Here is a 14,835-nt window from a genome sequence, read left to right on the forward strand (position 1 = left end):
TCAAACAAAAGGGTCTCCGAGAAACCCGGGGCGGTTCACACCCTTAACGGTGGCGCGGGCAACGATGTGCTTGATGGCGGAACGGGTAACGACATCCTGAACGGTGGCGCAGGCAATGATTTGCTAGACGGTGGGGCTGGTAACGATCGTCTGGATGGTGGTGCGGGTGACGATACTTACCTGTTTGGCAAAGGATCAGGCCAGGACACCATCTACTATGCCAATGAAACCCGCGCAGGCAAGGTTGATACGATCCAGCTTGTTGGCTTGGGCGCAGCAGATATAAGTGTTTCACGAGATGGCAGTGATCTGGTTATTCGGGTCAACGGTACTACCGACAGTTTGCGCGTGGTTTATCACTTTGCAGGTGATGCAACATCGGGCTATCAGATTGACCGCATCCAGTTTGCCGACGGTAGCGCCTGGGATCAGGAAGCGATCAAGTCTCAAGTATTGCAAGGCAGTGACGCCGACCAGTATCTGGCGGGTTACGCCACTGACGACCTAATCGACGGCGGTGCCGGGGACGATACGATCGTGGGTGGCGCTGGCAACGACAAGCTTGCAGGGGGGGGCAGGTGCCGATACCCTGAGCGGTGATGAGGGTAACGATTTGCTGCAAGGCGGATCGGGTAATGACACCCTCACCGGCGGTGCAGGTGATGATGTGCTCGATGGTGGTGCCGGTAATGACCGACTTGATGGCGGAGCCGGTGACGATACCTACCTGTTCGGTAAAGGATCTGGGCAAGACACCCTTTACTACGTCAATGAAGCCCGTGCAGGCAAGGTCGATACGATTCAGTTGGTCGGTCTCGGCGTTTCGGACGTCAGTGTTTCGCGAGATGGCTATGACCTAGTGGTTCGGGTCAATGGCACGACCGATACGCTGCGGGTCATGTATCACTTCATGGGCGATGCCACTTCCGGTTATCAGATTGATCGCATCCAGTTTGCCGATGGCAACATTTGGGGGCAGGACACAATCAAGATCCAAGCCTTGCTGGGCAATGACGCGGACCAATATCTGGCAGGGTACGCTACCGATGACTTGATCGACGCAGGTGGCGGGGACGACACAATAAACGGCGCTGCTGGCAATGACACCCTGATCGGCGGCTCTGGAGCTGATACGTTGAGCGGTGAAGAGGGTAACGATCTGCTGCAAGGCGGGGCGGGCAATGACATCCTCAACGGCGGTGCTGGCAACGATGTGCTTGATGGCGGTGCCGGGAACGACCGTCTGGATGGCGGAGCCGGTGATGATACCTATCTGTTCGGCAAGGGCTCGGGCCAGGACACCATTTACTACGCGAACGAAACCCGTGCGGGCAAGGTTGATCAGGTCAAGCTGGTTGGCCTCAATGCTGCCGATGTCAGTGTGGTGCGTGAGGGCTATGACCTCGTAATCCGTATCAACGGCACGACCGATACACTACGTGTGATGTATCACTTCATGAGTGACGCCACCGCCGGCTATCAGATCGACCGGATCGAATTCGCCGATGGCAGCAATTGGGATCAGTCTGCCATCAAGGCGCAGGTGCTAACAAGCAGTGATGCTGCTCAGGTTCTGACGGGGTTCGCGAGCGACGATCTGATCGATGGTGGCGCCGATGACGATACGTTGTATGGCGGCGCCGGGCAGGACCGGTTGTTGGGTGGCGACGGTGCCGACTCGCTCAATGGCGATGAAGGTGATGATTACCTCAATGGCGGCGCTGGAAATGACAGCCTCGCAGGCGGCAGTGGTAATGACGTACTTGATGGCGGTGCCGGCAATGATCGTCTCGATGGCGGTGCGGGTGACGATACCTACCTGTTCGGCAAGGGCTCGGGTCAGGACACCATCTACTACGCCAACGAAAGTCGTGCGGGCAAGGTTGATCAAGTCAAACTGGTTGATCTCAATGCTGCTGATGTAAGTGTTGCTCGTGACGGCTATGACCTGGTCATCCGCATTCTTGGCACGACCGATACTCTGCGAGTTGTTTATCACTTTATGGGCGATGCAACAGCTGGCTATCAGATAGACAGAATTGCGTTCGCGGACGGCGGCTTCTGGGATCAGACCGCAATCAAGGCGCAGGTGTTGCAAGGTACTGAGGCTGACGAAACGCTGTCGGGCACCGGCAGTGATGACGTCATCTATGCGGCAGCGGGCGACGATTCGGTCAATGGGGGAAGCGGCAACGATACTCTCTCCGGTGGCAGCGGTGCCGACACGTTGAATGGCGAGGATGGCAACGATGTATTGAATGGCGGCGACGGTAAAGACTCTCTCTACGGCGGTAACGGTAACGACCAACTGGACGGCGGTGCTGGTAATGACATGCTGGACGGCGGCAACGGTGACGATACTTACCTGTTCGGTAAAGGTTCGGGCCAGGACAGTATTTACTACGCCTACGAAGGTCGTGCCGACAAGCTCGATACGGTGAAGTTGATCGACTTGAATGCTGCGGACGTAAGTGTGCGCCGTGACGGTAATGATTTGCTCATTCGTGTACTGGGTACCACCGATAGCCTGCGAGTGGTAGCTCACTTCACCAATGATGCGACTTATGGTTACCAGGTTGATCGAATCCAGTTTGCCGACGGCAATAGCTGGAATCAGGCGTCGATCAAATCTGCGGTTCTACAGGGAACGGATGCCGACGAGACGTTGGCGGGCACAGCCATTAGCGACAGTATTGACGCAGGTGCGGGAGACGATACCGTCAATGGTGGCAGTGGCGACGATACGTTGTCAGGCAGCAAAGGTGCAGACACTCTCAATGGCGAGGCCGGTGACGATCTGTTGCTAGGTGGTATGGGCAATGACACCCTGAACGGTGGCCTCGGTAACGACATCCTTGATGGCGGTGCCGGTAACGACCGTCTTGATGGCGGTGATGGTGATGACACCTATCTCTTTGCCAGAGGCGCTGGTCAGGATACGGTCTACTACGCCTACGAAAGCCGTATCGGCAAGCTCGATACCGTGAAGCTTACTGACCTTAATGCAGTAGACGTCAGTGTGCGCCGCGACGGAAGTGACCTACTCATTCTCGTATTAGGCAGTACTGACAGCCTCCGTGTGATGAGCCACTTCACCAATGATGCGACTTATGGCTATCAGATTGATCGCATTCAGTTCGCCGATGGAAGTTTCTGGGATCAGTCCGCCATCAAGAACCAGGTTCTGCAGGGTAGCGATGCGGACGAAACATTGTCGGGCACCAGCGGCAACGATGTTATCGATGCGGGAGCAGGTGATGACGTCATCAATGGCGCTGCTGGTAATGACACTCTGACAGGCAATGCCGGAGCCGATACGTTGAACGGTGGCGAGGGCAATGATGTGTTGCTCGGCGGCGCAGGGAATGACAGCCTCAGCGGTGGTGTGGGTAACGACTCCCTGGACGGCGGCGCTGGCAACGATCAACTGGACGGTGGCGAGGGTGACGACACTTATCTGTTCGGTAAGGGCGCCGGGCAAGACACGATTTACTACGCCTATGAAAATCGCGAAGGCAAGCTGGACACGATCAAACTTACCGATCTGAATGCTTCCGATGTCAGCGTGCGCCGTGACGGTAATGATCTCATCATCCGTGTGTTAGGCAGTACCGATAGCTTGCGAGTGGTTTATCACTTCCAGAGCGACGCGGCTGGAGGTTATCAGATCGACCGTCTCGTTTTTGCCGATGGCAGCGTCTGGGACCAGACGCAAATCAAATCTCAGGTACTTCAAGGCTCGGATAGTGATGAAACGTTATCGGGTACCTCTGGCAATGACGTTATCAGCGCCGGTGCTGGCGACGATACTGTGAACGGTGGTAGCGGCAACGATACTTTGTCCGGCGGTGCGGGTGCTGACACGCTTAACGGTGACGCTGGTAACGACTTGCTGCAAGGTGGGGCCGGCAATGACACGCTCTACGGCGGAGATGGCAATGATGTTCTGGATGGCGGTGCCGGTAATGATCAACTGAACGGTGGTGACGGAGATGATACATATCTGTTTGGCAAAGGCGCTGGCCAGGACACGATCTACTATGCCAATGAAGCCCGTGTCGGAAAACTTGATACCGTAAAACTTGCCGACCTGAATGTCAGTGATGTCAGTATCACTCGGGACAGCAGTGATCTGCTCATTCGCGTTAACGGTACAACCGATAATCTGCGCGTGATGAATCACTTCGCTGAGGACGCAACCAGCGGATATCAGATCGATCAACTGCAGTTCGCTGATGGCACCCTATGGAGTCAGTCGACCATCAAATCACAAGTACTGCTTGGAAACTCATCTGACCAGACACTTCGCGGTTACGCGAGTGACGATGTCATCAACGCTGGCGACGGCGACGATACTGTTTCCGGTGGCGCTGGCAAGGACAGCCTCTACGGCGGCAAAGGGATCGATATGCTGTATGGCGAAGAGGGGAACGACAGGTTGTATGGAGAAGCGGGCAACGACACTCTCTATGGCGGGTCGGGCAATGATGTACTTAACGGCGGTACTGGCAACGATAGCCTTATCGGGGGCGATGGCAGTGACATCTACGAGATCAGCATCGGCTCAGGGCGAGACGTTATCAACAACTACGACGTCAGCAGTGGCACCGACGTGCTGCAATTCGGTACTGATGTAAGCCTTGAAGACCTCTGGTTCCGTCGCAGTGGCAGCGACCTGGAAGTCAGTATCATCGATACCAACGATAAGGTGCTGGTGAGCAATTGGTACGCAGCTAATGACTATCAGGTGGATCAGTTCAAAACTGCCGACGGCAAAACGCTGCTGGATAGCCAAGTGCAAAGCCTGGTCGACAAAATGGCGTCTTTCGGAGTTGATGCAGGGGCCGAGCGGAATCTGACTGCCGCACAGCAAACTCAGTTAGATGCTGTGCTGGCTGCAAACTGGCAGTAAGGTAGGTGGGAAAGAGGTGTATCGGTTATCGATGCATCTCTTTTTCTGACTGATTTAGTGGTAGTCGTACTCAGATCGATCTGGGTAATAGAGTTGCGCAATGCGCTGACTTATTCGGTTTTTGGAAATCAAGGAGGGATTTATGCAAGTGGGAAACGTTAATGGATACGATGTTGTGTCTGAGATCTGGTGTGACAAGTGCGCAACAGAAGGCGCGCGTCGAGGGGACTTTACGGTTACAGGGGCAGATCCCGTGCCGGCTCAGCCCTGTCAACGGTCGAGTTGTGGCGATCCACTGGCGGAACTGAACAAGGTCAAGAAAAAATAGTGTCTCTGGTGGTGGGGCATCACAGCCGCTTGGAATCAGGCGGCTGTGTGATCGCCTTTTGTGAGCAATGCGGATCTCCGCCCCGGTCACTCCGGCGCCCGTTTGGCAGAAGCAGAGTTGCCTTCGCATTGAGGGCATCAATGCCCCCGGTGCGGAGCCTCCAGATCACCCGAGAACAATTCATCCTCAGCATCCGGGCTCACCGGAATCGCATGCTCTTCAGAAGCCCAGGCTCCCAGGTCGATCAGTTTGCAGCGCTCTGAGCAAAACGGGCGGCTCGGGCTGGCGGCGCTCCATTCCACCGGGGCATCGCAGGTTGGGCATTGGACGGTCATTGGTTGGCTCATGATTGGCCTCCACGCAAAGTAAGGTAAAAGTGGTGCAGCCGCTCGACTTCGCTGTTCAGCCAGGCGTGATCGCGGTCGTTGACCAGCACATCGTTGGCATGGCGCAAACGGTCTTCACGCTGGATCTGCACTTTGAGAATGGCTTCGACCTGCTCCTGGCTGGAACTGTCGCGCAGCATCGTGCGCTCTATTTGCAGGTGTGCCGGAGTATCAATAACCAGCAGGCGCTGCACCATGCGGTATTGCCCGGATTCGATCAGCAGCGGCGAAACCAGAATGGCATACGGCGATTTGGCCTTGGCCAGATGGCTGACGATTTCCTGATTGATCAACGGATGCAGCAGCGCTTCCAGCCAGCGTCGCTGCTCCGGGTTTTCAAAAATCAGCTTGCGCATCGCGCCACGGTCTAGCTCGCCGCTGGCCTGCAACACGTCTTTACCGAAGTGCGCGGCTATCTGCTCCAGCGCTGGACGCCCTGGCTCGACTACCCAGCGGGCGGCATGGTCGGCATCCACGGTGTCGATGCCAAGGTTGGTAAAGCACTGCGCTGCTGCACTTTTACCGCTACCAATGCCGCCAGTCAGGCCAAGAATCCAGGGTTTTTGATCAGGGTGAGTCATCTGAAACCGGCAAACTGCATGTAAGAGTCGGTTATTTGACCACCCCAGAGCAAAGCGATCCACCCCGCAATGGCCAGATAAGGACCAAAGGGGATCGGCGTACCGCTTTCAACCCTGCGCACGCGCATCATGATCACCCCAAGCACCGCGCCCACCAGCGATGACAGCAGGATGGTCAACGGCAGAATCTGCCAGCCGCCCCATGCGCCAAGCATGGCCAGCAACTTGAAGTCGCCATAACCCATGCCTTCCTTGCCTGTCACCAGCTTGAACAGCCAGAACACCGACCACAGCGCCAGATAACCGGCCACTGCGCCCCAAAGCGCATCGTTCAGCGAGGTGAACAGCCCGAACGCGTTGACGATGAGGCCCAGCCACAGCAGTGGAAGTACCAGAGAGTCAGGCAACAGCTGATTATCGGCATCGATCAGACTCATCGTCAGCAGGCCCCAGCTCAACACCAGCATCGCCGCCGTTTGCCAGCCGAAACCGAAATGCCAGGCGACGTAGGCCGATAACACTGCGCAGGTCAGCTCGACCATTGGGTAGCGCATGCTAATGGGGGCTTTGCACTGCGAGCATTTACCGCGCAGCAGCAGATAGCTGATGACCGGCAGGTTCTCCCACGGGCGGATCTTGTGCGCGCAGTGCGGGCAACTGGAGCGGGGGCGGTTCAGATTGAAGGCAGGCTGATCAGGTTCGGCGGGCAGGCCGAGCATTTCACGGGATTGGGCTTTCCAGTCGCGCTCCATCATTTTGGGGAGGCGGTAGACGACTACGTTGAGGAAGCTTCCGACGATGAGGCCGAGTAGGCAGCAGGTGGTGACGAAGGCCAGGGGAGAGCTGGCCAGGAGGTCGAGGAGGGGCATTTCAGACAACGCTTCCGAGTTTGAAGATGGGGAGGTACATGGCAATAACCAGGCCGCCGACGATGACACCCAGTATCGCCATGATCATCGGTTCCATCAGGCTGGTCATATTGTCGACCATGTTGTCGACTTCTTCTTCATAGTAGGTCGCGACTTTATCGAGCATGGCATCAAGCGCACCGGACTCTTCGCCGATTGCTGTCATTTGTATCGCCAGACTTGGAAATACACCCGTTGAACGCATCGAGAAATTCAATTGCATACCCGTGGAGACATCCTGTTTGACCTGGTTGACTGCGTTCCTGAATACGACGTTACCGGTGGCGCCGGCGACCGAGTCAAGTGCCTCCACCAGCGGGACACCTGCGGCAAAGGTTGTCGCAAGGGTCCGCGCATAGCGCGCGACGGATGACTTGAAAATCAGTGGTCCGATAATGGGGACTTTCAGAAGAAAGCGGTCGAGGCTGTCACGAAACTTTTGAGACTGTTTGTAAGCCCGCTTGAACATGAAAAAACTGACAGGAAATAACGCAACTATTGCCAGCCACCACTGTTGAACGACTTCTGAAAGGGCGATGACCATCAGCGTGAACGCTGGTAATTCTGCGTTAAAGCCTGCGAAAACAGACTGGAACTGCGGCACAACTTTAATCAGCAAAATACCTGACACAATAAAGGCGACAATTAATACGGCGGTAGGATAAGTCATCGCCTTCTTGATTTTGGCCTTTAGCCTTTCCGTCTTTTCCTTGTAGCTCGCCACGCGGTCCAGCAGGCTTTCGAGCGCCCCCGCTTGCTCTCCGGCATCGACTAGGTTGCAGAACAGGTCGTCGAAGTATTCCGGTTTCTTTCGCAGAGCCGTCGCAAAGCTGTTCCCTGCTGAAACCTCCTGCTTTAGAGAGCCGACCAGCGCACGCATGTTCGGGTTTTCTGCACCTTCGGCAATGATGTCAAATGACTGCAGCAGCGGCACGCCTGCCTTCATCATGGTAGCCATCTGCCGGGAAAAGAACGCGATGTCCAGCGGCTTGATCTTCTTACCTTTGCCAAAAATCGATACGGGCTTTTTACGTACTTTGGTGAAATTGATTCCTTGTTTGCGTAACTGAGCCTTCACGAGCGCGAGGTTGTGCCCGCTCACTTCTCCACTGAGTTTGCCGCCTTTCTTGTCCACACCTTCCCATGTGTAAATACTGACTTTAACTGCCTTGCTGGCCATGCTTAATCCTTGGTCACGCGGTTGACTTCTTCAAGGCTGGTAATACCTTGCATGGCCTTCGACAGCCCGGAGGTCCTCAAATCATTGAAGCCGTCCTTGCGCATCTGCCTGGAAATCTCCAGCGAATTGCCTTCTTCCATGATGATGCGTTCCAGTTCTGGTGTTTTCTTTACTACTTCGTAAATACCAACCCTGCCCCTGTAACCGCCGTTGCAATGCTCACAACCTACTGGGCCATAGATTTTAAACGTACCGATCTTCTCCTCTGGAAAACCCTCCTGGATGAGCGTTTCCCGGGGTATATCGAGCTCTTTCTTGCAATGGCTGCATAGCTTGCGCGCCAGCCGCTGGGCAATGATGAGGTTAATAGCCGTAGCGATGTTGAACGCTGCGACGCCCATATGATGCAAGCGAGTGAGGGTTTCTGCGGCACTGTTAGTATGCAGAGTAGATAACACCATGTGGCCAGTTTGCGATGCTTTAATGGCGATTTCGGCGGTTTCCAGGTCGCGTATCTCGCCGACCATGATTACGTCGGGATCTTGACGCAGGAATGCGCGCAATGCCTGAGAAAAGTCGAGTCCCTGACGCGGGTTGACGTTGACCTGATTGATGCCTTCCAGGTTGATTTCTACCGGGTCTTCAGCTGTGGAAATGTTGATGTCCACAGTATTAAGAATGTTCAGGCCAGTGTACAGCGAAACGGTTTTACCCGAGCCAGTGGGACCGGTTACAAGAATCATGCCTTGTGGTTGTTTCAAGGCCTCCATATACAGAGCTTTTTGGTCTGGCTCATAGCCCAGCGCGTCAATGCCCATCTGTGCGCTGGTCGGATCGAGAATCCGCATCACGATCTTCTCGCCCCACAGTGTCGGCAGCGTATTCATACGGAAGTCGATAGCTTTGTTTTTTGACACTCGCAGCTTGACCCGGCCGTCCTGCGGTTTACGCCGCTCAGAGATATCGAGGCTGGCCATGACCTTCAGGCGCGCAGCAATACGGTTGGCCAGATGGATCGGTGGTCTGGCCACCTCATGCAAAATGCCGTCGGTACGCAACCGCACTCGGAAGATCTTTTCGTAAGGTTCAAAATGCAGGTCGGACGAGCCGAGCCGTATCGCGTCCATCAGCATCTTGTTAACGAAGCGCACGACCGGGGCATCATCGGCATCACTCTGAGTGGCCAGTGAGGTTTCCTTGTCACTCGCAGGCTCGATGTCCAGGCCCAAATCAATGTCTGCCAACTCGCCAAGGCCGCTTTCAGTGTCAAAAAAACGGTCTATGGCAATGGTCAGCTTGTCATCTTCAACCAGAATCGCTTCAGTGTTCAGGCCGGTACTGAATTGTATGTCAGTGACTGCCTGGTGGTTGGTAGGGTCTGAGATGCCTATAAACAGCTTATTACCACGACGCCACAGCGGCAGTGCATGGTGCTGACGAATCAGCTTTTCACTCACAAGGCCTTTGGGCTGGCTTTCCTTGTCCAGGCTGGCAAGGTCCATGAAAGGAACGCCGAACTGATCAGAAGCCATTTCTGCCAGCGTCAGGCTTTTGACCAGTTTGTTCTGGACCAGATAACTTACCAATGAAATCTTGTCGCGGCGCGCCTGCTGATAAGCTTGCTGCGCAGCAGTTTCGGTAAGCAGCTCGGCCAGGACCAGTTGTTTGGCCAAACCGGTGAGGACAGCATCAGACATATAACCACCAGACACAGACAGTGTGAGGGTTATAGCTTAGTCGGGCGATGCTGCCAATTGGCAGTGAGGGATATGACAAAAATTGTCAGTTTCTGCTGATTTCTGAGGGCGCCCGCTCGTAAAAGACCCGAGTTGAAGTGGTGGGTAGCGCCTTGCTCAATATTGGCACGGGCTATGCTTGCCCAGAGTCAAGGCACTACCTTATTGACGCCTGGAGAAGTAAGCATGCAAACACAAAAAGGTTTCACGTTGATCGAGCTGATGATCGTTGTTGCGATCATCGGGATTCTGGCTGCTGTGGCCATTCCTTCCTATCAAAACTACACGTTGCGCGCGCAGGCCTCTGCTCTGCTCGCTAGCTTGGATTCCGCCAAGTTGGCGGTAGCAGAGAACTACTCCAACGGCTCGGCTCAAGCAGATGTGTGCGGTACTGGTGCTAGTGCTATTGCAAACTGCACTGGGTCTGGTGTGCTTTCAGTTAGCCGAACTGGTCCGGCTGTTACAGTTAGGCTCACACCATCCTTTCCTGCTGCAACAACCGTTGGTGGTAGTGTGACATGGGGATGCGTCGTAGTCCCGGTCTCGGCTGCACCTAGTGGCTGTACAGGGGCAGCCTCTTAATAACCAGTATGCTGCAACGAGAAAGGCGCTTGTGGCGCCTTTTTTAAATGCGTTTTAGTGGAATTTCATGATTTTCTTTCTCTACTGTTGTGCTGTTTTGATAATTAGTTCATGTTTTCATGATTTTTCTGGGCATGATTATCAGAGGGTTGCACAATTTTTGATTGGTTTTTCATCGCTTGTTTTGTGGTTAAAATATTCGGCTAAACAGTTAAGTTTTTGCACTATATCATCCGAAGTAAAATTATTTTTTTTTAGTGTTGTGGTGATGGGGTTGAGACTGTCAGAAATTTTGTGTTCGGGCATAACATGTAGCTAGAGGTGCATGTATGCCGACCAAAAAGAAGTCCGCCAATGCAACAGCGAGGGAGTTGCCCTCGATTCCCCAAGAGCTGATCGAGCAGTTTGTTAAAGGCCCGATGAGCGCCGAAGCCATTCAAGACGCGTCCATGGCGTTCAAGAAGGCTCTGATCGAGCGTGCGCTAGGCGCCGAGCTGGGTCACCACCTTGGTTACCCTCAGGGCGCGGAGCGCCCTGAGGAGTCGACCAATCAGCGTAATGGCAAAAGCAGCAAGACGGTTCTGACCGACGACGGGCCGCTTCGCCTGGATATCCCCAGAGACCGCGATGGTAGCTTCGCCCCGATCCTGATTCCCAAGCACGAACGACGTTTTACAGGCTTCGACGACAAGATAATTGCCATGTACGCCCGGGGCATGACGGTGCGTGAGATCCGCGCTTTTCTATCTGAGCAGTATGGAACTAACGTGTCCCATGACTTCATCAGCTCAGTCACCGATGCGGTCATGGAAGAGGTGGGCACTTGGCAGCAACGACCCTTGGAACCGATGTATCCGGTGATCTTCTTCGATGCGTTACGGGTCAAAATCCGGGACGAGGGGTTAGTGTGCAACAAGGCTATTTATCTGGCGCTGGGGGTATTACCTGATGGCACGCGCGACATTCTGGGTATATGGATCGAGAGCACCGAGGGTGCCAAGTTTTGGATGAAGGTGTTCAACGACCTCAAGACTCGTGGCGTTGAAGATGTTCTGATCGCCGTCACGGATGGCCTCAAAGGAATACCGGAGGCGTTGGGGGCGGTTTTTCCTGCCACGACGCTGCAAACCTGCATCGTGCATCTGATCCGCAACAGCTTGGACTATGCCGCTTGGGATAAACGTCGGGCACTGGCCAAAGCACTCAAGCCGATCTACCAGGCGATCAATGCAGATGTGGCTGAGCAAGAGCTTAACGCCTTTGAAGCGGGCCCCTGGGGCAAGCAGTATCCGACTGTGGTTGCTGCATGGCGTCGCGCCTGGGATCGGGTTATACCGTTTTTTGTTTTCCCGGCGGGCATCCGCAAAGTGGTTTACACGACCAATGCCATCGAGAGCATCAATGCCCAGTTACGCAAGATCATCAAGACTCGAGGGCACTTCCCGACCGATGAGGCCGCGACGAAACTGATATGGCTTGGGTTGCGCAACATCACCGCCAACTGGGGTCATGCGGCACACGACTGGAAAGTGGCAATGAATCAATTTGCGATCCTGTACGGAGACCGATTTACCAGACCGAGCTGGTAAAACAAGGGCCTGCCTGACGGCAGGCCCTAACCAGCCCGAACACAAAAAAACTGATACTCCCATGGGGTTCGTCTCCAGTTTCATGTCCCACCGTCCCCTTTGGGCGTTAACTGAACTGTCCGTCCTGCTGCTTTCTTGCGGTATCGGCTGCGCATTCGCTTTGCAAAGAAACGTTTACGGTACTGAACCGCCCCGGGTTTCTCGGAGACTCCAACCTTTGAGAGGATGGAGCGATGAAAAAACTACCGAAGTATTCCCCAGAGGTCCGTGAGCGGGCCATCAGGATGGTTTTCGAACACCTTCCTGAGTACGAGTCGCAGTGGGCCACCATCAGTGCCATTGCCCCCAAGATCGGCTGCACGCCCGAGACATTACGGCTGTGGGTTCGCCAATCTGAGCGCAACAGCGGCCAGCGTGATGGGCTGAGCACAGTCGAACGTGAGCGAGTCAAGCTCTTGGAGCGTGAGAACCGTCAGTTGCGTCAAGCTAACGAGATCTTGCGTAAGGCCTCAGCCTATTTTGCCCAGGCGGAGCTCGACCGCCCATTCAAACGATGAAGACGTTTATTGATGAAAACCGCCAGTCTTACGGGGTCGAGCCGATTTGCAAGGTGTTGCCAATCGCCCCGTCGACGTACTACCGGTACGCTGCTCAGCAGGCTGACCCCAGCCAGCAGTCAGCGCGTGCGCAGCGTGACCAGGAACTGGGTGAGCACATCCAGCGAGTCTGGGATGAGCACTTCCAGGTATATGGCGTGCGCAAGGTCTGGCGACAATTGCTGCGTGACGGACTGCAAGTCGCCCGCTGTACGGTGCAACGTCTGATGGGAGAGCTGGGCCTGCAAGGCGTGGTACGCGGCAAGCCCGTCAAGACGACGGTCAGCGACCAAGCCAGGCCGTGCCCGCAGGATCATGTCAACCGTCAGTTTGTGGCTGAGTGCCCGAACGCCCTATGGGTATCGGACTTTACCTACGTCAGTACCTGGCAGGGTTTTGTTTACGTGGCCTTCATCATTGATGTCTTTGCCCGATTCATCGTCGGTTGGAAGGTGTCCAGTTCAGCGCGTACCGATTTTGTACTCGATGCACTGGAGCAAGCCCTTTACGCCCGTCGCCCAGTCAAGCAGGGTGGACTCATTCACCACAGTGACCGTGGCGTGCAGTACGTGTCCATTCGCTATACCGAGCGTCTTGTCGAAGCCGGTATTGAGCCATCGGTCGGGAGTGTCGGTGACTCTTACGACAATGCTTTGGCTGAGACCATCAATGGTCTTTACAAGGCTGAAGTGATTCATCGACGCTCTTGGCCCACACGGGGGGCGGTGGAGCTGGAAACCCTGAAATGGGTGGACTGGTTCAATCACCGCCGCCTGCTGGAGCCAATCGGTCATATTCCACCGGTCGAAGCAGAAGCAATCTATTATCAGCAACTCACCGAGTCTGCCCAGGTGGCATGACTCAAACAAAAGGGTCTCCGAGAAACCCGGGGCGGTTCAGTACCCAACTGGATCGCGCCTTCATAGGCTTCGTCATCCTTATCTGCACTGTTAAAACAATGCAGTTTCTATCCGCCTCCACAGCAGCATTCCTCAGCTCCGCCCCAACCCTCGACACCGACCTCCTACTCGACGGCTTTTCCAACAAACGTTTCTACGGCCAATTCCAGACCTTCACTCTGCCCTTACTGGTGCTGCCACTACTATTGCCCTCCACACGACGCTCAATCAAGATCGGTTTGTTCTGCCTGACCAGCCTCTGGTGGATGATCGCGATCAGTGGGGGGACTCGCGGTACATGGCTGGGCATGGCCGCCGCAGTTGCAGTTGTGTTCTGCCTCGGACGTGCCGGACGCCGTTGGGCTGGTTGGCAGATGGGTGCGGCCTCGACGGGGCTTCTGCTGTTTACCCTGCTATTCAGCGTGCTACCAGGCCTGCTGGGTATCGAAGTCAGCAATTTCGCAGGCGACCGCTTGACGACCTCACTGTCCGCACGTGAAATCCTCTGGCAGCAAGCATGGGAAATGATCAAAGAGCGCCCGCTCCTTGGATTTGGTCCCATGCATTTCGCTGATATATGGAATGCCGTGGCGGCGCACCCACATCAGGCCATTCTGCAATGGGCCTGCGAGTGGGGGGTTCCATCGACGTTATGCGTGGCGGGTCTTGCGTTATATGGGCTGAGCACCACCGCGGTGCTATTGCACAAGCGTGCGCTGTCTCTTGAGCCTGTTGACCTGATGCGCTTGTGCCTATTCGCCAGTCTTGTTGGTGCCCTGACCCAGTCGATGGTCGACGGCGTGATCGTGATGCCCTATTCGCAACTGTGGCTGGCGATCATTGTGGGCTGGCTGCTGGCGTTACATAAGTGGCAAACGCCCCCTCGTCCTGCCAGTGTTGCGTTCAGTAGTGCATGGCTGGTTTGTCTGACGCTTGCCACGGGCATGATCCTCTATACCATCGTTCGAGATTTTCCGGACATGGATGCACGTAAACAGCAATTTGGTGAAGATTTCGGTGGTAGGTACCTTCCACGTTTCTGGATGCAGGGTGTCATCGCACATCCACCTGGGAGCTGATCCCGACGCTGTGCTAGCATTTTTCATATGACCAATAGCTTGATCCGGTGATGAATGAG

General features: G+C 55.1%; 8 protein-coding genes, 3 pseudogenes and 1 other annotated feature. Of the genes and pseudogenes, 6 read left to right on the forward strand and 5 right to left on the reverse strand.

Annotated elements, in window-relative coordinates; translation table 11 throughout:
• Positions 1 to 39: 39 nt before the first annotated feature.
• Positions 40 to 4,912: pseudogene (locus tag AC4ANE_RS04165) on the forward strand (calcium-binding protein); the annotation flags it as partial.
• Between the two features lie 465 nt (positions 4,913 to 5,377).
• Here AC4ANE_RS04165 and yacG read toward each other — a convergent pair.
• The 5 genes from yacG to pilB are packed head-to-tail and all read right to left on the reverse strand — an operon-like array spanning position 5,378 to position 9,992.
• Complete coding sequence (gene yacG / locus AC4ANE_RS04170; protein ID WP_002552020.1) at positions 5,378 to 5,587, reverse strand: DNA gyrase inhibitor YacG; 210 nt, start codon at positions 5,585 to 5,587, stop codon at positions 5,378 to 5,380.
• Positions 5,584 to 6,207, reverse strand: a complete 624-nt coding sequence (gene coaE, locus AC4ANE_RS04175; protein WP_002552021.1) for a dephospho-CoA kinase — start codon at positions 6,205 to 6,207, stop codon at positions 5,584 to 5,586. The genes yacG and coaE overlap by 4 nt, the downstream gene beginning before the upstream one ends.
• Complete coding sequence (locus AC4ANE_RS04180; protein ID WP_002552022.1) at positions 6,204 to 7,076, reverse strand: prepilin peptidase; 873 nt, start codon at positions 7,074 to 7,076, stop codon at positions 6,204 to 6,206. Before AC4ANE_RS04180 ends, coaE begins: the two co-directional genes overlap by 4 nt.
• A 1-nt stretch (position 7,077) precedes the next feature.
• A complete protein-coding gene (locus AC4ANE_RS04185; RefSeq protein ID WP_002552023.1) occupies positions 7,078 to 8,295 on the reverse strand; it encodes a type II secretion system F family protein in 1,218 nt (405 codons plus the stop codon).
• Between the two features lie 2 nt (positions 8,296 to 8,297).
• Complete coding sequence (gene pilB, locus AC4ANE_RS04190) at positions 8,298 to 9,992, reverse strand: type IV-A pilus assembly ATPase PilB (protein WP_031597287.1); 1,695 nt, start codon at positions 9,990 to 9,992, stop codon at positions 8,298 to 8,300.
• A 225-nt stretch (positions 9,993 to 10,217) separates the two neighbouring features.
• Between pilB and AC4ANE_RS04195 the strand changes: the two genes are divergently transcribed.
• From AC4ANE_RS04195 to AC4ANE_RS04215, 5 genes and pseudogenes are all read left to right on the forward strand, one after another.
• Positions 10,218 to 10,613, forward strand: a complete 396-nt coding sequence (locus AC4ANE_RS04195) for a pilin (RefSeq protein ID WP_031597289.1) — start codon at positions 10,218 to 10,220, stop codon at positions 10,611 to 10,613.
• Between the two features lie 329 nt (positions 10,614 to 10,942).
• Positions 10,943 to 12,202 carry an IS256-like element ISPsy17 family transposase gene (locus tag AC4ANE_RS04200; RefSeq protein WP_054082596.1) on the forward strand — a complete coding sequence of 420 codons (1,260 nt, stop codon included), beginning with the start codon at positions 10,943 to 10,945 and terminating at the stop codon, positions 12,200 to 12,202.
• 61 nt (positions 12,203 to 12,263) lie between these two features.
• Positions 12,264 to 12,398, forward strand: a pseudogene (locus AC4ANE_RS04205) (O-antigen ligase family protein); the annotation flags it as partial.
• Between the two features lie 37 nt (positions 12,399 to 12,435).
• Positions 12,436 to 13,658 (forward strand): IS3-like element IS51 family transposase gene (locus AC4ANE_RS04210; RefSeq protein ID WP_095178853.1). Its coding sequence is split into 2 segments (ribosomal slippage): positions 12,436 to 12,721 and positions 12,721 to 13,658, totalling 1,224 coding nucleotides; the frame shifts between segments, so codons are not numbered across the junction.
• Positions 12,714 to 12,830, forward strand: a sequence feature (AL1L pseudoknot). (Overlaps the previous gene by 117 nt.)
• Before the next feature lie 44 nt (positions 13,659 to 13,702).
• Positions 13,703 to 14,776: pseudogene (locus AC4ANE_RS04215) on the forward strand (O-antigen ligase family protein); the annotation flags it as partial.
• Positions 14,777 to 14,835: the final 59 nt, after the last annotated feature.

This window comes from Pseudomonas sp. Pme6b, from assembly GCF_058129925.1.

Excerpts from the sequence above, each read along its gene's own strand:
- AC4ANE_RS04200 (WP_054082596.1), top strand. The coding sequence starts at position 10,943 with ATGCCGACCAAAAAGAAGTCCGCCAATGCAACAGCGAGGGAGTTGCCC.
- AC4ANE_RS04185 (WP_002552023.1), bottom strand. The coding sequence starts at position 8,295 with ATGGCCAGCAAGGCAGTTAAAGTCAGTATTTACACATGGGAAGGTGTG.
- yacG (WP_002552020.1), bottom strand. The coding sequence starts at position 5,587 with ATGAGCCAACCAATGACCGTCCAATGCCCAACCTGCGATGCCCCGGTG.
- coaE (WP_002552021.1), bottom strand. The coding sequence starts at position 6,207 with ATGACTCACCCTGATCAAAAACCCTGGATTCTTGGCCTGACTGGCGGC.
- AC4ANE_RS04180 (WP_002552022.1), bottom strand. The coding sequence starts at position 7,076 with ATGCCCCTCCTCGACCTCCTGGCCAGCTCTCCCCTGGCCTTCGTCACC.
- pilB (WP_031597287.1), bottom strand. The coding sequence starts at position 9,992 with ATGTCTGATGCTGTCCTCACCGGTTTGGCCAAACAACTGGTCCTGGCC.
- AC4ANE_RS04195 (WP_031597289.1), top strand. The coding sequence starts at position 10,218 with ATGCAAACACAAAAAGGTTTCACGTTGATCGAGCTGATGATCGTTGTT.